Annotated in this window: 15 protein-coding genes and 1 tRNA gene; 3 read left to right on the forward strand and 13 right to left on the reverse strand. The window is 63.5% G+C overall.

The window, feature by feature from the left end; all coding sequences use genetic code 11:
• The first annotated feature begins 326 nt into the window (after nucleotides 1–326).
• Complete coding sequence (locus tag DY926_RS17225; RefSeq protein ID WP_158551924.1) at nucleotides 327–479, forward strand: hypothetical protein; 153 nt, start codon at nucleotides 327–329, stop codon at nucleotides 477–479.
• A 523-nt stretch (nucleotides 480–1,002) separates the two neighbouring features.
• Here DY926_RS17225 and DY926_RS17230 read toward each other — a convergent pair.
• Both DY926_RS17230 and DY926_RS17510 read right to left on the reverse strand, forming a co-directional pair.
• Nucleotides 1,003–1,146 (reverse strand): hypothetical protein, encoded by a 144-nt coding sequence (locus DY926_RS17230; protein WP_158551927.1) that lies wholly within the window; start codon nucleotides 1,144–1,146, stop codon nucleotides 1,003–1,005.
• Between the two features lie 8 nt (nucleotides 1,147–1,154).
• Entirely contained in the window at nucleotides 1,155–1,523 is a 369-nt protein-coding gene (locus DY926_RS17510; RefSeq protein WP_186336086.1) for a hypothetical protein, read from the reverse strand.
• 177 nt (nucleotides 1,524–1,700) lie between these two features.
• Between DY926_RS17510 and DY926_RS04940 the strand changes: the two genes are divergently transcribed.
• The gene (locus tag DY926_RS04940) at nucleotides 1,701–2,048 is read left to right on the forward strand and encodes a site-specific integrase (RefSeq protein ID WP_241503067.1); all 348 of its coding nucleotides are present in this window, start codon (nucleotides 1,701–1,703) and stop codon (nucleotides 2,046–2,048) included.
• Nucleotides 2,049–2,114: 66 nt separating this feature from the next.
• Nucleotides 2,115–2,204: transfer RNA gene (locus DY926_RS04945), tRNA-Ser, on the forward strand.
• A 340-nt stretch (nucleotides 2,205–2,544) separates the two neighbouring features.
• Here the strand turns inward: DY926_RS04945 and DY926_RS04950 are convergent.
• The 11 genes from DY926_RS04950 to nuoN form a co-directional block, all read right to left on the reverse strand.
• Complete coding sequence (locus DY926_RS04950; protein ID WP_116702390.1) at nucleotides 2,545–3,870, reverse strand: DEAD/DEAH box helicase; 1,326 nt, start codon at nucleotides 3,868–3,870, stop codon at nucleotides 2,545–2,547.
• Nucleotides 3,871–4,192: 322 nt separating this feature from the next.
• Complete coding sequence (locus DY926_RS04955; protein ID WP_116702349.1) at nucleotides 4,193–4,804, reverse strand: nitroreductase family protein; 612 nt, start codon at nucleotides 4,802–4,804, stop codon at nucleotides 4,193–4,195.
• Nucleotides 4,805–4,830: 26 nt separating this feature from the next.
• Nucleotides 4,831–5,445: a methionine biosynthesis protein MetW gene (gene metW / locus DY926_RS04960; RefSeq protein ID WP_116702350.1), complete on the reverse strand. Its 615-nt coding sequence runs from the start codon at nucleotides 5,443–5,445 to the stop codon at nucleotides 4,831–4,833.
• A gap of 2 nt (nucleotides 5,446–5,447) precedes the next feature.
• The gene (metX, locus tag DY926_RS04965; RefSeq protein WP_116702351.1) at nucleotides 5,448–6,611 is read right to left on the reverse strand and encodes a homoserine O-acetyltransferase MetX; all 1,164 of its coding nucleotides are present in this window, start codon (nucleotides 6,609–6,611) and stop codon (nucleotides 5,448–5,450) included.
• Between the two features lie 149 nt (nucleotides 6,612–6,760).
• The gene (dnaE, locus tag DY926_RS04970) at nucleotides 6,761–10,195 is read right to left on the reverse strand and encodes a DNA polymerase III subunit alpha (RefSeq protein ID WP_116702352.1); all 3,435 of its coding nucleotides are present in this window, start codon (nucleotides 10,193–10,195) and stop codon (nucleotides 6,761–6,763) included.
• A 35-nt stretch (nucleotides 10,196–10,230) separates the two neighbouring features.
• The gene (locus tag DY926_RS04975; RefSeq protein ID WP_116702353.1) at nucleotides 10,231–10,953 is read right to left on the reverse strand and encodes an ABC transporter ATP-binding protein; all 723 of its coding nucleotides are present in this window, start codon (nucleotides 10,951–10,953) and stop codon (nucleotides 10,231–10,233) included.
• A complete protein-coding gene (locus DY926_RS04980; protein WP_116702354.1) occupies nucleotides 10,946–12,190 on the reverse strand; it encodes a lipoprotein-releasing ABC transporter permease subunit in 1,245 nt (414 codons plus the stop codon). The genes DY926_RS04975 and DY926_RS04980 overlap by 8 nt, the downstream gene beginning before the upstream one ends.
• Nucleotides 12,190–13,512 carry a proline--tRNA ligase gene (gene proS, locus DY926_RS04985; RefSeq protein ID WP_116702355.1) on the reverse strand — a complete coding sequence of 441 codons (1,323 nt, stop codon included), beginning with the start codon at nucleotides 13,510–13,512 and terminating at the stop codon, nucleotides 12,190–12,192. The genes DY926_RS04980 and proS overlap by 1 nt, the downstream gene beginning before the upstream one ends.
• Before the next feature lie 307 nt (nucleotides 13,513–13,819).
• On the reverse strand, nucleotides 13,820–15,463 hold the full coding sequence (locus tag DY926_RS04990) for a ribonuclease J (RefSeq protein WP_116702356.1): 1,644 nt from the start codon (nucleotides 15,461–15,463) through the stop codon (nucleotides 13,820–13,822).
• Nucleotides 15,464–15,786: 323 nt separating this feature from the next.
• Nucleotides 15,787–16,575 carry a biotin--[acetyl-CoA-carboxylase] ligase gene (locus DY926_RS04995; protein ID WP_116702357.1) on the reverse strand — a complete coding sequence of 263 codons (789 nt, stop codon included), beginning with the start codon at nucleotides 16,573–16,575 and terminating at the stop codon, nucleotides 15,787–15,789.
• 3 nt (nucleotides 16,576–16,578) lie between these two features.
• A complete protein-coding gene (nuoN, locus tag DY926_RS05000; protein WP_116702358.1) occupies nucleotides 16,579–18,003 on the reverse strand; it encodes an NADH-quinone oxidoreductase subunit NuoN in 1,425 nt (474 codons plus the stop codon).
• Between the last annotated feature and the right edge of the window lie 3 nt (nucleotides 18,004–18,006).

Genomic DNA, 18,006 nt, shown 5'->3' on the forward strand with positions numbered 1-18,006 from the left:
ACCCAGAACGATTGCATTATGATAAGGACGCCTCCACCCAACCGGGCTTGTGCCAATGGCACGATGCCGACGCGGCTATCAGGCGTGCTGGCCAGAATATACTGGCTGTCCCGATTGGCTATATCGCGCGGAATCAACCCCGTGTTTTGCACGCCATTGAGGGTATTCGCGGGAGACAAATAGACGGGTGTAGGGCAGCTGGCTGCACTATCACCCACGGCAAAGCCACCGGGAAATGTCTCATTCACCGACCGGATGGGGCACCATTCATTACGCAACGCGGGCATGCCGCGCACCCTGATCCAGTCGGGCACATATTCTGCGCTATGCTGTTCCAGCACCTGATCAGCCTGCATGGCCTGCTGTCGCGCGCCTGCGCTGCCATGCTGCGCATCTGGGCAGCGATCTCTCCGCAGCCGGTCACGGCAATGGCGATCTCGGCTGCAAGGGCCCACGTGAACGCTTCACGGACCTGCTGACGCCAGTTGTCGATGGGCTGTGCATTGGAAACATACTGCACCTGCACACTGGCATGGTTGGTGCGGATGACAGGGCCAGTCGTGTCCGTCCCCGCCGTTCCTACGCCTTCCCCAAAGGGCATCCCCGTCCGGAATAACGCGTGCTGTGCTTCCCCGTCCATCGGTGGATGATGGAGCCGCTGGGCAGGCAGTACCTTGTGCACCCCCACGCAGTCAGATGGGCGTTGGAACTCGTACTGCCATTGCTGGTCGGTGCTGGGAGCACCGGTTCCAGTGACTGTGACGCCACTGATAGGCCGAGAATAACGTATCAAGGCACATTGGCCAGAACGCGCTGCAGGCGGTCGCCTCAGCAGATCCATCATCCAGTGACGTAATCGTGCTGCGCGTCCCCGCCCGCAATAGTGCCGCGTTGCACAGGTCGATCTGCGTAGTCACAGGCCGCGCCTTACTGGCCCTGCTTTTCGATCATCTTGGCGATGAAGCGGGGGTCGGACACACTGACGCGCTCGCCGACCTGCTTCTAGTATTCCGCCATTTTCTTTTCGGCAGCGGCATCTATCGGTTCCAGGTTTGAACTGGGGTTGCCACCATACTCGATGACTTCCCCCGCTTCCCTGATCTTGCCGCCGATGTAGCTGCGGGTAAGAACCTTGTATTTCGCCATGATGCGCCTCACGCCACGTAGTTGCGGGGATACGGGACGTTCGCGGGAACATCCAGGTTGATGCCAGCCGTGACCGTGCCTGCGTCAAGCGCCACGGATGCCGTGTAGGTCAGACGCATGTATCGGTACAGCGTGTTGGAGAATGCGGGCTTGGCGCGGACGAGAAATGGCGTGCGTTCGGTCAGCACGGAGAGATCAATGCCGGGGAACTCCTCAAGCGTGTCCCAGTCGGACCCGTCCTGCGAAATCTGCACGGCCACGTCCATCGTGGGATCAGGCGGAGCCGCAACCGTGACCGTGACCGTGGGCGCAGACGTGTAGCCCGCACCGCCAGCCGTAACCGTAAAGCCGGTGACAACACCGTTTTCCACCGTCACTGTGGCTTCGCCCCCCGCCCCCAGGATGCCACCGCAATCCCGGTAACTGCCCCGCCGGCTTCGGTGGCGGTTTCGGTACCAGCCAGGTGCCGTATTCAGCAAACACCTTGAACGGGCCAGTCGGGGCGGCACCTTCTGGTGGCACGGGTAAAAGCCAATTGCCTGCCGGAAATGGCCGTGACGATTCTCGATCTGCTGGAACAGACTCTCCGCAGCGGCTTCCTGTTCCCGAACCGTGACGGACAGCCTTACCGCAACGCGGCCTCGAACTACGGGCAGGTCATGCACCGGGTCGCGGCACACTGTGAGACCAGGGGGATTCCCTTCACCCGCTTCCGCATCCATGACCTCCGCCACGCCTTTGCCATCCGCTGGCTCAAGGCAGATGGTGACATCTACCGTCTGAGCCGCCATCTGGGCCACACATCGGTCAAGACGACTGAAATCTATCTGTCCGCCCTGACGGCGGATGAACTGGACCGGGTAATACATGTCGGCACAAAAGACGGCACAGAATACCCATGAATGTAGCGGTTTTTGTGCGGAGTAACATCTAGACGGCGGCGGAATACCTAGCTAAACAGACCTTATGGAGAGGTGGCCGAGCGGTTGAAGGCAGCGGTCTTGAAAACCGCCGTGCGTGTGAGCGTACCGTGGGTTCGAATCCCACCCTCTCCGCCAATCCAATTCCCGACTCTGCACTAATCCGTTTTAGAAGGCTGAGATTCCTGCCCTTCTGCCGGCATTCTCCGTGCTTACTGCTCCGCTTTCTTGCAGGCGTGAAAAAGCACGGAAATGGGCAAGGAGAGAATCCAACACAACGCCCCAGCACTGTCATATGTCGGCTGGACTGGCATGTATTGTGGTGACCTGCGCCACGGTTGCATGGTGCAGAAGTATAACCGGCACCCACCATAAATATACAAACCCACAAACAAATAAAAAAGCACCCGACCATACCGGCCGGATGCTTTTTCAATAAGTCATTCCGCTGCTTCTTTACAAAAAGAAGCGGGATGGGTCAGACCGCGCGGCGGTGACCACCACCAGAACGGTTGCCGCCGGGCCGACCGCCACCGGGGCGACCACCGGGACGGCCACCGCGCGCGCCCATGGGCGGACGGCCACCGCCGCCACCGGGGCGACCACCGCCACCACGACCACGGCCACCACCCAGAACGGGCGGGCGCATGGTCGAATTCTCGGCAGCTTCCGAATGGTAGGGATGCTCGGACACGACAGGAATGTTCTTGCCGATATTCTTTTCAATATCGCGCAGCCATGCCCGCTGTTCCGCATCACAGAGCGAGACGGCCCAGCCCTCACGCCCCGCGCGCGCCGTGCGGCCGATGCGGTGCACATAGCTTTCGGGCACGTTGGGCAGGTCGTAGTTGAACACGTGGGTCACGTCATCTACGTCGATGCCACGGGCCGCGATGTCGGTCGCCACCAGTACCTTCACATTGCCCGAACGGAAGCCGGACATGGCCCGCTCACGCGCGCCCTGTGACTTGTTGCCGTGGATGGCTTCCGCCGTAATGCCATGTTCGCTCAGGAAGGCCGCGACCTTGTTGGCTTCATGCTTCATCAGCGTGAACACCACGGCGCGCTCGACCTTGGGTGAATCGACCAGCAGCTTCAGCGCCTCGCGCTTGTTGCCCGTATCGACAAACATCACGGCCTGACGGATGCGGTCCACCGTGCTGGACGGGGGCGTCACCTGCACGGTGGCCGGATCACGCAGCAGCCCATGCGCCAGGTCGGAAATGGTCTTGGGCATGGTGGCCGAGAACAGCAGCGTCTGGCGGTCGGTCGGCAGGGCGGCAACAATCTTGCGGATATCACGCACGAAGCCCATGTCGAGCATGCGGTCCGCTTCATCAAGCACCAGCACTTCAAGCCCGGACAGATCGACATGGCCCTGACCCATCAGGTCAAGCAGGCGGCCGGGGGCGGCGACAAGCACGTCCACGCCACGACGCAGGGCCTCGATCTGGCGCCCCTGCCCCACGCCACCGAACACGACAGCATAGGTAAAGCGCATGTGGCGGGCATAGGATGCAAAGCTTTCCCCGATCTGGGAAGCCAGTTCGCGCGTGGGCGCCAGCACCAGCGCGCGCGCGCCCTTGGGGTTGGCGCGTCCCTTCTCCCGCAGCAGGCGGTCAAGGATGGGCAGCGCGAAAGCCGCGGTCTTGCCCGTGCCGGTCTGTGCAAGACCAAGCAGGTCACGCCCCTGCAGCAGGTAGGGAATGGCCCCGGCCTGAATGGGGGTCGGGGTGGCGTAGCCTTCCTCGTCCAGAGCGCGCAGCAGCGGCTCCGCAAGATGAAGATCGGCAAACGTTGTCATGAATGGCGCCTCCTGGCGCGAAAAAACGGGGCCGCAGGCCGTGCAGCAGGCAGCATGCCCGGATAGCGAACCAACAGACATACCCGGCACCGGACCCGTATTGGCCGGGGGCGCGTATTCTGTCGTCGCAAGGATATCATGTGAAAAATAAAGGCCGGTCCAGTCTGCGTTTCTGCATGTCCCCCGCGTCAAGGACATGCGCAATCAAACCAGCAAAAGGAACAGGCGCGGTCCGCTCCCAAGCGCGATGCTGTACTGCGTTGTGGGGGTAACCGCAAGCATTTTCGTGCAGGCGGCCCCCTATTGCATGTTTTTACCGCGTTCAGGCCGCAGGGAAACGGTCGGTCAGGATGACTTCGCTATCGGGCAGCTTGCCCACGCGCGGCAGGGCGGCTTCCGTCCCCTTGCCGATCACGACGAACATCGCCACCACGTGGTTCTCGGGCAGGTTGATCAGGCGACCCACGGCGTCATAATCAAAGCCGTCCATCGGGCAGGACTGGTAGCCCATGGCCGTTGCCGCCAGCATCAGGGTCTGGCCCGCCAGCCCGCAGCTACGCATGGTCTCGTCCTGCTGGACCCATTCGCGGCCTTCGTAATAGCTCTTTATCAGCCCGGCCATGCGTTCCTTCACATCGTCGGGCGCGCCGTTGAAATAACGGGTGGGATTATCCTTCCATGCATCGCGGTCGGCACAGATCACGACCAGCGCGGAAGCATCGGTCACATGCGCCTGATCCCATGCCACCTTGCGCAGTTCGCGCCGCAGTTCAGGATCACGGACCACCACGAAGCGGCAATGCTGGATATTGAAGGCGGAAGGCGCCATCCGCGCGGCCGAAAGCATGGTGTGCAGTTCGGCATCGCTGATCCGGTGGTTCGGGTCATAGGCGCGTATGGCACGCCGGTTCCGGATGGCCTCAAGAGTATCCATTATCGCATCTCCCCACCGTGGCGTTCTTATGTCCGGGGGGTATCCTTGCGCCGCAACAGAAACAGCGCCTGCTCCCCGAATAGGTTGGCCAGCCGGATCGACCGCCGCCACGGTGCGCGCTCGCCGTCTTCATCCACAGCCATCCATTGCTGGACAACATAACCCTCATCCCGGCACAGCGTCAAAAAGTCGAGGATCGTGCACGGGTGGATGTTGGGCGTGTCGTACCACGGCGTATTCCATACGGTGGTCATGGGCATGCGCCCGCGCAGGAGCATCTGCACCCGCAGCCGCCAGTGCCCGAAATTGGGAAAGGACACGATGGCGTACCGCCCGATGCGCAGCATCTGGCGCAGCACCGCGCGCGGGCGCTCCACGGCCTGGAGCGTGCGTTGCAGCACTACATAGTCAAATGCGTTATCCGGGTAATGCACGAGGTCATGGTCCGCATCGCCATGCATGACCGGCAGGCCATGCGCCACCGCGTGCGTCACCTCCTTCATGTCGATCTCGATGCCACGGGCGTCACACCCGCTATTGCGGAACAGGTAGTCCAGCAGCGCGCCGTCGCCACAGCCCACATCCAGCACGCGCGTTCGGGGGCGGATCATCCCGGCGATCAGCCGCTGGTCAAGGCGCATGGTCAGGCAATCCCGGCATGTTCGGCAGCTCCCGCCAGGAAGCCGCGGATGGTACGATCAAAGTCCGGCTCATCAAGCAGGAAGGCGTCATGCCCCTTGTCACTGTCGATCTCGACAAAGGACACATTCGCCGCCACCCGGTTGAGCGCGCGCGCCACAAGCCGCGCCTGCGATGTGGGGAACAGCCAGTCGGACGAAAACGAGATGATGCAGAACCGCGTGCGCGTACCGGCAAAGGGACGCGACATGTCGCCATCATGCTCCGCGCCCAGATCGAAATAATCCATGGCGCGCGTGATGGTCAGGTAGGAATTGGCATCAAAGCGCCGCACGAAGGAGGAGCCCTGGTGGCGCAGGTAACTCTCCACCTCGAACATCTCGCCAAACAGGGCGCCCGGCACCCCGCCCCGCCCTGGTTCCTGACGCACGCGACGGCCGAATTTGCGCGTAAGGGCCGCTTCGGACATATAGGTGATGTGCGCCATCATGCGCGCGACCGCCAGCCCACGGGCCGGGACCTCGTTACATTCCCAGTACCGCCCGCCATGCCATTGCGGGTCCGCGAAGATGGCCTGCCGACTGACTTCGTTGAATGCAATGTTCTGCGCGGAATGGAAGGGCGAGGTGGCAATCGGCATGGCCGCGAACACGCAGTCGGGATAGGTCGCGGTCCATTCCAGCACCTGCATCCCCCCCATGGACCCACCAACCACGGCCAGCAGCCGCCTGATGCCCAGATGGTCGATCAGCAGCTTCTGGGCGCGCACCATGTCGCGGATGGTAATGGCGGGGAACGCGGTGCCCCATGGTTCCTCCACCCCGTCCTCGCGCCGGTGCAGGCTGCGCGGGCCGGTCGAACCCATGCAGCCACCCAGTACGTTGGCGCAGATGACGAAGAACCTGTCGGTATCAATGGGCAGGCCGGGGCCGACCATGCGGCTCCACCAGCCCGGCTTGCCTGTCAGCGGGTGGGGATCGGCCACGTACTGGTCGCCCGTCAGCGCGTGGCAGACCAGTATGGCGTTGTCCCGCCTGGCGGACAGCGTGCCATAGGTGCGATAGGCCACATCCACCGGCGCCAGATGGAAACCGCAGTCCAGATGCAGTCCATCCGGAAAGGTCACATGCTGGTGCGACAGGTTATTGACTGAAACGGTCTGGTCCATTCTGTATCCGGCATTGCGTCGACAGGGACGATAAAAACTACAGGCTGGCGACCGGCCCGCCGCGTGGCCCGCCTGCTGGCACAGCGTATGACATTACAGACCTATACATGCAAGGTTCATGGCCATGTCAGCAAATCCGGCCCCTTGCATCAGAACTGCTCCACCCTGCCCACGCCATCAATGGCCTTGATCATCTGCGCCACGCGCGGGGTCACGCGGTAACGATCGGCCAAGGTCAGTTCCACATCGCGCGTCTCGGCCACCGATGGCAGCAGGATGACCCGCCCGCGCCCGCCACCAATGCCGTGCAGCACGTCACGGATCGGCTCGAGGGCCTCGGCCTGATCGAACCAGATGCGCAGTTCCGCCGCCGCTTCCGCCGCCGCCTGCTCCAGTTCCATCACATCGGACGCGGTAATGCGCAGGGCCTCGCCTTCCAGCTTGAGGTCAGCACTCACCACCACCGCATTGCCCGCCGCAAGGATCTCGCGTGAGCGGGACAGCACCTCGGAGAAGAAGGTGACCTCACACCCGCCACTGGCGTCGGACAGGCGCACCCATGCCATCTTGTTGCCGGTGCGCGTGGGGCGTTCCTTGCGGTCCACCACGCAGCCCGCGATCTTGACGCGGCCAATCCCGGCCTGTGCCGCCGCCTCCAGCCCCGTGGCGCGCACCACGCCCAGACGGCGCATGAGCGGGCCGTAGGAATCCAGCGGGTGGCCGGTCAGGTGGAAACCTATGGCATCGGCTTCCATGTTCAGCCGCTCGAATTCAGGCCAGTCGGGCGTGCGCGGCAGGCGCAGCGGTTCGCGCTGGGCAGGCAGGTCGCCCCCACCGCCAAACAGGCCGATCTGACCGCTGGCGGCCTCCTGCGCGTTGGCCTGCGCGCGGCGCATCACGGTTTCCGCCGCCCCGCAGGCCTGCGCGCGGTTGGGCAGGATCGTATCGAACGCCCCCGCGCGGGCCAGGTTTTCAAGCTGCATCTTGTTGACCTGCTTGGAGTCAAGCCGGGCGGCCAGATCCTCCAGATCCCTGAAGGGCCGGTCGCCACGCACCGCCACCAGTGACTGCATGGCGCTCAGCCCGACCTTTTTCACCGCGGCCAGTGCGTAGCGGATGCCGTAGGTCTGGCCATCGGGCATCTTTTCAACCGTGAAATCCGCACCCGACGCATTGATGTCGGGCGGCAGCAGGGGAATACCCAGCCGGTCGGCTTCCTGCCGCAGGCCAGCCAGCTTGTCGGTCTTTTCACGGGCCAGCGACATACACGCGGCAATGAAGGCCACCGGGTGGTTCGCCTTCATCCACGCGGTCTGGTACGACACCAGCGCATAGGCGGCGGCGTGGGATTTGTTGAACCCGTAATCGGCGAACTTGGCCATGAGGTCGAACACCTCGGCCGCCTTTTCGCGCTCGATCCCGCGCTTCATCGCCCCTTCGGTAAAGATCTCGCGCTGGCGGTCCATCTCCGCGCGGATCTTCTTGCCCATGGCGCGCCGCAGCAGGTCCGCCCCGCCAAGGCTGTAGCCCGCCATCTTCTGGGCGATCTGCATCACCTGTTCCTGATAGACCATGATGCCATAGGTCTCTTCGAGGATATCGCGGATTTCCTCGTGCGGGGGTTCCCAGGCCTCCCCATGCTTGCGGCGGCAGTAATCGGGAATATTGGCCATGGGGCCGGGGCGGTACAGCGCCACGGCGGCGATCAGGTCCTCCAGCCGGGTCGGGCGCATCTGCTTGAGGACATCACGCATCCCCGCGCCTTCAAACTGGAACACGCCGCCGGTGTCGCCGCGCGCCAGCATGTCATAGGTCAGTTCGTCATCCAGCGGCAGGGCGGACAGATCCACCTCTATGCCCATGCCATGGAGGAATTTCACCGCGCGCTGCAGGATGGTGAGCGTGGTCAGGCCAAGGAAGTCGAATTTGACCAGCCCCGCCTGCTCCACGAACTTCATGTTGTACTGCGTGACCAGCATCTCGCTTTTCGGGTCACGGTACAGCGGCACCAGTTCCACAAGCTGGCGGTCACCAATCACCACGCCCGCCGCATGCGTGCTGGCATGGCGGAACAGGCCCTCGAGCTGCTGGCCGATTTCCAGCAGGCGGCGGATGGCCTCGTCCTCGTCGCGCATTTCCTGCAGGCGGGGCTCCCCCTCGATCGCGGCCTTGAGCGTGACCGGCTGCGCGGGGTTGTTGGGGATCAGTTCCGCCACGCGGTTGACCATGCCATAGGGCAGGCCCAGCACACGCCCGACATCGCGCACGGCGGCGCGGGCCTGCAGCTTGCCGAACGTAATGATCTGGGCCACGCGGTCCGGCCCGTATTCCTGCCGGACGTAACGGATCACCTCGTCACGCCGGTCCTGACAGAAATCGATATCAAAGTCAGGCATCGACACGCGTTCGGGGTTCAGGAACCGCTCGAACAGCAGGTTGAAGGGAATGGGGTCGATATCGGTAATGGTCAGCGCCCACGCGGCCAGCGACCCCGCGCCGGACCCACGCCCCGGCCCCACGGGAATGTCATGCGCCTTGGCCCACTGGATGAAGTCGGCCACGATCATGAAATATCCGGGGAAACCCATCTGCGCGATGATGTCCAGCTCAAAGGCGAGCCGTTCCTCGTATGTGCGCCGCGTCTCCTCATCCACGTCCATGCGCGACAGGCGGCGTGCAAGGCCGGTTATGGCCATGTGCCGCAGGGTCTGTTCCTCGGTCTGGCCTTCCTCCACCTTCGGGCAGACAGGCAGCAGGGGCTTGCGCGTTTCAACCTGCACCGCGCAGCGCCGCGCAATGTCCAGCGTGTTGTCACAGGCTTCCGGCAGGTCGGCAAAGAGTTCGCGCATGACCTCCGGCGGCTTGAACCAGTGTTCGGGGGTAACGCGCCAGCGGTCGCGTTCGGCCATGGTGCGGCCCTGCGCGATGCACAGCAGCGCGTCATGTGCTTCGTACATGTCCGGGCGGGGGAAAAAACACTCATTCGTGGCCACCAGCGGCAGGCCCATGCGGTCGGCCATGGCGATCATGCCCGGCTCCACCGCCTGTTCCGCCGCGCGGCCGTGGCGGTGCAGTTCCACCGCCATGCTGTCACCATAGGCCTCATGCAGCCGGGCCATGAGGCGGGCGGCTTCGCGTTCCTGCCCTTCGGCCAGCATGTTGAACAGCGGCCCCCGGCTGCCGCCCGTCAGCAGGAACAGGCCCGCGGCATGTTCGCACAGCAGGTCGAGGCTTACGGTCGGCTCATCCGTTTCATGCTGGAGAAAACCCGCGGAGGACAGGATCTGCAGGTTGGCCAGCCCCTGCGCATCACGCGCCAGCAGCACGACCGGCTCGGCCGGGGTGCCGGGCTTGTCGCTGCGCGCCGGCAGGGCGATCTGGCAGCCGATGATGGGCTGCACCCCCTTCTTGCCGCAGTACTGCGAGAATTCCAGCGCGCCGAACATGTTGCCGGTATCGGTAATCGCGACGGCGGGCATGCGCATGTCATGCGCCAGCGCCACCAGTTCGGGCACGCGGATGGCCCCCTGGCTGAGGGAATAGGCGGAATGGACGCGCAGGTGGATGAAATCGGCATGGGACATGGCCCCACTCTACCGCAGGGTGGCGGCGGATTGCACTACCCGCCGCGCACGTCCCCTTCCGTCCCATGCAGCGGCACGACCAGCCCGTCACGCAGGGTGACGATACGGTCCATGCGGCGGGCAAGGTCCATGTTATGGGTCGCGATCAGCGCGGCCACGCCATGGGCGCGCACCGTCTCCAGCAGCGCATCGAACACGGCGTCGGATGTGTTGACATCCAGATTGCCCGTCGGTTCATCGGCCAGCAGCACATGGGGCCGGTTGGCCAGCGCGCGCGCAATGGCCACGCGCTGCTTTTCCCCGCCCGAAAGCTTGCCCGGCAGGTGTTCCAGCCGGTGGCCCAGCCCGAACGCGCCCAGCAGTTCATCGGCCCGTACCCGTGCATCACGCCGGGGCACACCTGCAATCATCTGCGGCAGCATGACGTTTTCCCGCGCGCTGAATTCCGCCAGCAGGTGATGGAACTGGTACACGAACCCGATCCGGTCGCGACGAAGCTGCGTGCGCTCCCGGTCCGCCAGCGCGCCCGCATCCTGCCCCGCCAGCATGACACACCCGGCATCGGGTTTTTCCAGCAGTCCCGCCAGGTGCAGGAGCGTGGACTTGCCCGTGCCCGACGGGGCGACCAGCGCCACGATCTCGCCGGGGTGGAGGGTCAGGTCCGCCCCGCGCAGCACATCAAGCGTTTCCTCGCCGCTGATATAGCGCCGCGCCACGCCATCAAGGCGCAGCGGGGGGGCGTTGATCATCTCACTCATGGCGCAGGGCCTCCACCGGGTCGGTTCGCGCGGCCCGCCATGATGGGTAGAGCGTGGCCAGCAGCGACAGCGCAAGCGCCATCGCGATCACCTCCGCCACCTGCGACCAGATCAGCTTGGCGGGCAGGTGTTCGAGGTAATACACCTCGGCATTGAACAGGTCGGTGCCGGTGATGCGCTGCAGGAGCTGGCGGATACGCTCGATATTCAGGCAGAACACAATGCCCAGCCCGGTGCCGACAAACGTGCCCGTAACCCCGACCGATGCCCCGCACATGAGGAAGATGCGCATGATCGCGCCCCGCGTGGCCCCCAGCGTGCGCAGCACGGCAATATCCGCGCTCTTGTCCTTTACCATCATGATGAGCGAGGAAATCACGTTGAACGCCGCGACAAGGATGATCAGCGTCAGGATCAGGAACATCACGTTCTGTTCCACCTGCACCGCGCCGAAAAAGGCATTGTTGCTCTGCGTCCAGTCCATGACACGGACATCACCGTGCATGACCTTTTCAATGGCCTGACGGACCGGAATGACGTTTTCCGCATCCCGCGTCATGACCTGCACCTGCGTCACCTGCCCCGGCAACTGGAAATAGACCTGTGCCGCATGCAGGGGCAGGAAGACGTAGCCCGCGTTGTAGTCATTCACCCCGGCGTCAAAAATCCCCACCACGCGATAGGCGCGCACGCGCGGCATGGTGCCAAATGCCGTGGCCGCCCCCTGGGGCGAGACGAGCGTGAGCCTGCCGCCCACGGTCAGCCCCGCGCGTTCGGCCAGCGTGGTGCCGACGATGATGGTGTCGTCATCCCCAAAATCATCCATCGACCCGGCAACAAGGTTGTCACTGACCTCGTGCAGGCCGATCAGGTCGTTGCGGGTCATGCCCCGCACCAGCCCGCCCGCATTGTAATTGCCGGAATTGAGCAGTACCTGCGATTCCACCAGCGGCGCGGCCGAGACCACGCCGGGCACGCTGCGCACATGGGCCGCCACATCATCATAATCACTGATGGTGCGCGAAATGCCGTAAACGCTCAGATCCCCATTCAGGCCAAGGATGCGCCCCAGCAGGTCGGCCTTGAACCCGTTCATGACCGACATGACGATGATGAGCGTCGCCACGCCAAGCGCGATCCCCACAAGCGAGAAGATCGCGATGACGGAAACGAACCGCTCCCCGCGCCGGGCATGCAGGTAGCGCCCGGCGACCATCCGCTCGAAGGGACCGAACATCAGCCCTGCGTTTTCATGACAAGGGCCAGCGCATCTTCAGGCGTGGCCTCGGTGCGCTCGCCCGTGCGGCGGTTCTTGATCTCGACCTTGCCTTCCTTCGCGCCACGGGGGCCGACAATAAGCTGCCACGGGTGGCCCATCAGGTCCGCATCGGCAAACTTGGCGCCCGCGCGTTCGGCGCGGTCATCATACAGGAAATGCTCGGGCGCTGCCGCGTACAGCTTCTCGCACAGGGCGTCACACGTGCTGTCGCCGCTCTTGAGGTTGATGATCACGGCGCGGAAGGGAGCGACGGTTTCCGGCCAGATGATGCCGCCTTCATCATGGCTGGCCTCGATGATTGCGGCGACAAGGCGGGAGACGCCAATGCCGTAAGACCCCATTTCCGGATAAAGCGGCGCGCCATCCGGGCCGCTGACGGTAATGTCCATGGATTCGGTGTATTTGCGGCCGAAGTTGAAGATATGCCCGACCTCGATGCCGCGCCCCTCGCGCTGGCGTTCGGCAGGTACCTTCGCCCATGCCTCCGCGTCATGCATTTCGTCCGTCGCGGCATAGAACGATGTCATGCCGGTGAAGAACTTTTCGAGCGACCCGCGGTCGTGGATATCCACATCTTCACCCAGCCAGTCCTGTTCCTCCAGCGCGCTGTCAAAGAACACGCCACTTTCCCCCGTGGGGGCGAGGATCAGGAATTCATGGCTCAGCTCGCCCCCGATCGGCCCGGTATCGGCGCGCATCGGGATCGCGCGCACGCCCAGGCGCTGGAACGTACGCAGGTAGGCCAGCATCATCCGGCGGTAGGTATCGACCGAGGAGTCATGGTCCAGATCAAAGCTGTACGCATCCTTCATGTAGAATTCGCGCCCGCGCATCACCCCGAAACGGGGGCGCACCTCATCACGGAACTTCCACTGGATGTGGTAGAGAACCTGCGGCAGTTCCTTGTAGGACTTGATGATCTGGCCAAACAGGTCGGTAATCATTTCCTCATTGGTCGGCCCGTACAGCATGTCACGCTCGTGGCGGTCACGGATACGCAGCATTTCCGGGCCGTAAGCGTCATAACGCCCCGAACGCTTCCACAGCTCAGCGGACTGCAGGGTGGGCATGAGCAGTTCCTGGGCGCCTACAGCATCCTGTTCCTCACGCACGATGTCCGCGATGTTGCGCAGGACCCGCAGCCCGGCCGGCAACCAGGCATAGATGCCCGCGGCTGTCTGGCGAATCAGGCCCGCACGCAGCATGAGCCGGTGCGAGGTGATCTGGGCCTCGGCCGGATTTTCCTTGAGGGTAGGCAGAAAACTGCGGGACAGACGCATATCCGTATGAACCTTGAAGTAGGGGAACCAGTAATGCGACGGACCCTAAACCAATCGGAACCGGCGTGGAATGGGGCATGTGCGGCAGCGGCAGCCGCGCCACACCAAAGCGTGATGGCCACCCTCCCCCTCAGCGTAAACATCCGCGTGAGGGGGAGTAGCCGCCCCACCATGGCGGGGCTAGTGTGCCCGGGCAAATCTGGTTGCATCAAAAGACGCCGGGTTTAGGGAAAACGTTCCAAATAAAAATGGCAGGAAACGGTCAACCGCTTCCTGCCATAATCATTTTCAGCCCTGTGCGCAGTGATTACACGCGCAGCAGGTGCACATCCACCAGCGGGCGCTTCTGCAGCTTGCGGCCCAGCGCGCGGCGCAGGGCGGTTTTCGCAGCCTCGCGGAAGGTCGCGTCGTTCACGCGCAGTTCATCAGGAATTTCATCCAGCGCATTGCCGAATTCTTCCGTAATGCGCAGCGTTTCCGGGTCTTCCATATCCAGCAGGCCGGGGGCGCTGACCTTCGGATCACCAATCAGGTAGCCTTCGTCATCCACGGCAAAGCTGCCCAGCACCATGCCATTGAACAGCATGCGGCGCCGGGCCGACAGCACGCCACCATTCATGGGCAGGATACGGCCACCATCAAGCACCAGCCGCCCGGTCGGCGCGGTATCGCCCACCTCCACGCCATTGGCGCGGATATCAAGGATGTCGCCATCCTCCAGCAGCACCGGCTCGATATCGAGTTCCTGCGCGATGGCGGCGTTGGCGGTCAGGTGACGCCATTCCCCATGCACGGGAATAAGGTAACGCGGGCGCACGAGATCATACAGCTTGCGCACGTCACCACCCGTTGCATGGCCCGAGACATGCACCAGATGGTCCTTGTCCGTAATCACCTGCACGCCACGGCGGGTCAGGTTGTCCTGCACCTGAATCACGGCCTGCTCGTTACCGGGAATCATGCGGCTGCTGTAGATGACCGTATCATTCTCACCCAGCGAGATGTTGGGGTGGGTATCCGATGCAATGCGCGACAGGGCCGAACGCGGCTCACCCTGACTGCCGGTTACGATCAGGAGAATCTGGTCGTCATGGACGGAATTCGCCTCCTGCTCGGACAGGAACTGCGGCACGTCGGACAGGTAGCCACATTCACGCGCCGCGACCTCCAGGTTACGCAGGCTGCGCCCCACGACGGCCACCTTGCGCCCCGCCGCCTGCGCGGCCTTGGCCAGCGTCTCGACACGCGCGACGTTACTGGCGAAGCATGTCACCGCGATCCGCCCCTCCAGCGAGGCGATCAGCCGTGTCATTTCACGCCGCACATCCGCTTCCGACGCGGAAGGCCCCTCGGTCCGGACATTGGTGCTGTCACACACCATGGCCAGCACGCCCTCGCGCCCCAGCGCAGCAAAGGTCTCGAGGTCGGTCGGCGGGCCGACCTGCGGGTCGGGGTCGATCTTCCAGTCACCCGTATGGATGATGATGCCCTGCGGCGTACGCAGCACCAGTGACTGTGATTCCGGCACCGAATGGGTCACGGAAATGAAGCGCAGGTCGAACGGCCCCACGGTAAAGGCGCTGCCCGGCGCAACCACATGGATCGGCACCTGCTGGAGCAGTTGCGCCTCACCCAGCTTGCGGCGCAGGACGGCGGCGGCAAACGGCGTGACATAAACCGGGCAGCCAAGCTGCGGCCACAGATGGGCGATGGCGCCCAGATGGTCCTCATGCGCATGGGTGACCACAAGCCCGGCCAGCGCCTTTTTACGCTCGGCAATGAAAACCGGGTCCGGCAGCAGGATTTCGGCTTCCGGCGTGTCGTTGCCGCTGAAGCCGATACCGCAATCCACCGCCAGCCATGCCTCCCCCTGCCGGTAGAGGTTGAGGTTCATACCAATTTCGCCTGTTCCGCCCAGCGGAAGGAATGAAACGCCTGTTATATCATTCATCAAGAAGTCCTGTTTGTGTTGATCTGCTTTGATATGGATTCGAAAAAATGGACGCGGAACGCCTGCTCCGTGTCGAATTGCATGCCCTGTTGTCAGCCCGCTCGGGCCAGTAATCCTGTTTGTCGCCAGCATATTGCCAGCGTGTGGCCTGCCGTGCGCGGTGGACCCGGCTCACTTCCCCATGCCCCACCTGATGGATCGGATGGCTGGAAATGGCGCTCAACACCACGCGGGCCGACAGGCCAGCGTTATGAATTCTCGCATGGGATTATCATGTAATCCCGCGAACTTAAAACTCTTTCCGTGACCGGCCCCGATTATTCTTACCCTCCGGGGGCCAGCAGCACTTCCCCCGTAACCACGCGCCGCAGGCCCGATGGTGTCTGCAAAAGCAGGATTCCGTCATCCGCCAGACCATAAAAAGTCCCACTGAACTGCTGGTTTCCCGCCCTTACGCCGATCGTCGTACCAACCGGATGCGCGCGCTCAAGCCATGCATGACGGATCACATCAAACCCGCCGGTCGTATAACGATGCAGCCATGTATCGAGTTCGCGCAGCACGGCCCGCGCCATCTCCTGTGGTGTCGGAGCATCCGGCACGCCATCCGCCAGGCAGGCCAGTTCGCGCCCCTCGATCCGTGGGGCGCGCGCCAGATTGACGCCAATCCCGATCACCTGCCACGCCATGTTCGCCACGGCGCCGGTCTCGATCAGGATACCCGCCATCTTGCGGCCAGCCAGCAGCAGGTCATTGGGCCATTTCAGTTCCAGCGCATCATCGGTGGGCAGGAAACGGGCCACGGCCCCATACAGCGCCAGCCCGGCAATGAAGGGCCACAGCCCCACCGGCACGCCAGCCCCCTGCCCCGTCAGCATGATGGACAGCGCAAGGTTGCCGCCCGGATCGGTCCACTCCCGCCCCCGGCTGCCACGCCCGGCTGTCTGTTCCAGCGCGAGGATCGCGACACCATTCGCGCCCTCACCCGCTTCCAGCCGGGCCTTGCATAGGTCGGAGGTTGATCCCAGCCGGTCATACACCTCCATCCGCCATCCCTCCCCCTGTTCACGGGGAAGCTGGAAGATGGCGGGAGCGACCGGGATATCTGTCATACGTTACCTGAACAATGCGGCGGCGGCGGCCTGTGCTGCGGATGAAACGGGACCAAGCCCCACCACGAAGAACACGGTCACCAGCCCCATCCCGACCGATACGAACGAGACGGAAACAGGCGAACGGTCTAGTGCGGGCTCGGCCGCATCAAAGAACATGACCTTGACGATGCGGATGTAATAATACGCCCCGATCACGCTGCTGATGATACCGATTGCCGCCAGCCCGTAAAGCTGTGCATTGATCGCGGCATAGAACACCATCAGCTTGCCAAAGAAACCGGCCAGCGGTGGCGCGCCCGCCATGCTGAACATGAACACCGCCATGGCCAGCGCCATGCCCGGGTCCGTGCGGCCCAGACCGGCCAGGTCACTGATGCGCGAGACTTCCCGCCCCTTGCGGCGCATCGCCACAATGCCGGCAAACGCCCCGACATTCATGAACAGGTAGGTGACAAGATAGACCAGCGTGCCCCGCGTGCCTTCCGCCGTGCCCGCGGCCATGCCGATCATGGCGTAGCCCATGTGCCCGATGGAGGAATAGGCCATGAGCCGCTTGATGTTCACCTGCGGAATGGCGGCCAGCGAACCGAACACCATGGACGCGGCGGACACCACCTCGATCAGCAACTGCCACTGCGGCGTCATGCTGCCAAAGGGACCGGCCATGACCCGTAGCAGGACCGCGAAGGCCGCGATCTTGGGCGCACCGGCCATGTAGGAGGTAACCGGCGTCGGCGCACCCTGATAGACATCGGGCGTCCACATATGGAACGGCACCATGGACAGCTTGAAGCACAGCCCCACCAGCACGAACACGATACCAACCATAAGCCCGGCGGGCAGCACGGCGCTGCCGCGCACGGCCTGCTGCAGCCCGGCATATTCCAGCGTCCCGGCAAAGCCGTAAGCCAGCGAAATGCCATAAAGCAGGATGCCCGAGGCCAGTGAGCCAAGCACGAAATACTTGAGCCCCGCCTCCGCCGCCGTAACCCGGTCCCGCGCGAAGGCGCACAGGATGTAGATGGACAGCGAGGACAGTTCCAGCCCGACAAACAGCGTCATGAGGTTGCCCGACGATGCCATGATCATGGTCCCCAGTGTGGAGAACAGGATCAGGATGGGGAATTCGAACTTGTCGATCTCCATTTCCCGCGCGTAACCCACGCTCAGCACCAGCGACAGCGCCGCGCCGGACAGGCTCAGCACCTTCATGAAGCGGGCAAAGCCGTCATTGATGAAGACATGGCTGTAACCGGTGCCATCAGGCGACATGACGACAAGGATGCCGGTGACGACAAGCGCCAGCAGCGTCATCATCGTGCACGAGAAGAAGGCCTGCCCGCGCTTCTGCATCACCCCGGCAAGCAGGATGGCCAGCCCGGACAGGGCCAGCACGATTTCGGGCAGAGCAAGTGTCCAGTTCATTGG

The sequence above is a fragment of the Komagataeibacter melaceti genome (assembly GCF_003403295.1).
Taxonomy (GTDB): Bacteria; Pseudomonadota; Alphaproteobacteria; order Acetobacterales; family Acetobacteraceae; genus Komagataeibacter; species Komagataeibacter melaceti.

What these genes read in the sequence shown, in the direction of transcription:
- DY926_RS17225 (WP_158551924.1), top strand. Translation starts at nt 327, where the DNA reads ATGCTGTTCCAGCACCTGATCAGCCTGCATGGCCTGCTGTCGCGCGCC.
- DY926_RS17230 (WP_158551927.1), bottom strand. Translation starts at nt 1,146, where the DNA reads ATGGCGAAATACAAGGTTCTTACCCGCAGCTACATCGGCGGCAAGATC.
- DY926_RS04950 (WP_116702390.1), bottom strand. Translation starts at nt 3,870, where the DNA reads ATGACAACGTTTGCCGATCTTCATCTTGCGGAGCCGCTGCTGCGCGCT.
- DY926_RS04955 (WP_116702349.1), bottom strand. Translation starts at nt 4,804, where the DNA reads ATGGATACTCTTGAGGCCATCCGGAACCGGCGTGCCATACGCGCCTAT.
- metW (WP_116702350.1), bottom strand. Translation starts at nt 5,445, where the DNA reads ATGCGCCTTGACCAGCGGCTGATCGCCGGGATGATCCGCCCCCGAACG.
- metX (WP_116702351.1), bottom strand. Translation starts at nt 6,611, where the DNA reads ATGGACCAGACCGTTTCAGTCAATAACCTGTCGCACCAGCATGTGACC.
- dnaE (WP_116702352.1), bottom strand. Translation starts at nt 10,195, where the DNA reads ATGTCCCATGCCGATTTCATCCACCTGCGCGTCCATTCCGCCTATTCC.
- DY926_RS04975 (WP_116702353.1), bottom strand. Translation starts at nt 10,953, where the DNA reads ATGAGTGAGATGATCAACGCCCCCCCGCTGCGCCTTGATGGCGTGGCG.
- DY926_RS04980 (WP_116702354.1), bottom strand. Translation starts at nt 12,190, where the DNA reads ATGTTCGGTCCCTTCGAGCGGATGGTCGCCGGGCGCTACCTGCATGCC.
- proS (WP_116702355.1), bottom strand. Translation starts at nt 13,512, where the DNA reads ATGCGTCTGTCCCGCAGTTTTCTGCCTACCCTCAAGGAAAATCCGGCC.
- DY926_RS04990 (WP_116702356.1), bottom strand. Translation starts at nt 15,463, where the DNA reads ATGAATGATATAACAGGCGTTTCATTCCTTCCGCTGGGCGGAACAGGC.
- DY926_RS04995 (WP_116702357.1), bottom strand. Translation starts at nt 16,575, where the DNA reads ATGACAGATATCCCGGTCGCTCCCGCCATCTTCCAGCTTCCCCGTGAA.
- nuoN (WP_116702358.1), bottom strand. Translation starts at nt 18,003, where the DNA reads ATGAACTGGACACTTGCTCTGCCCGAAATCGTGCTGGCCCTGTCCGGG.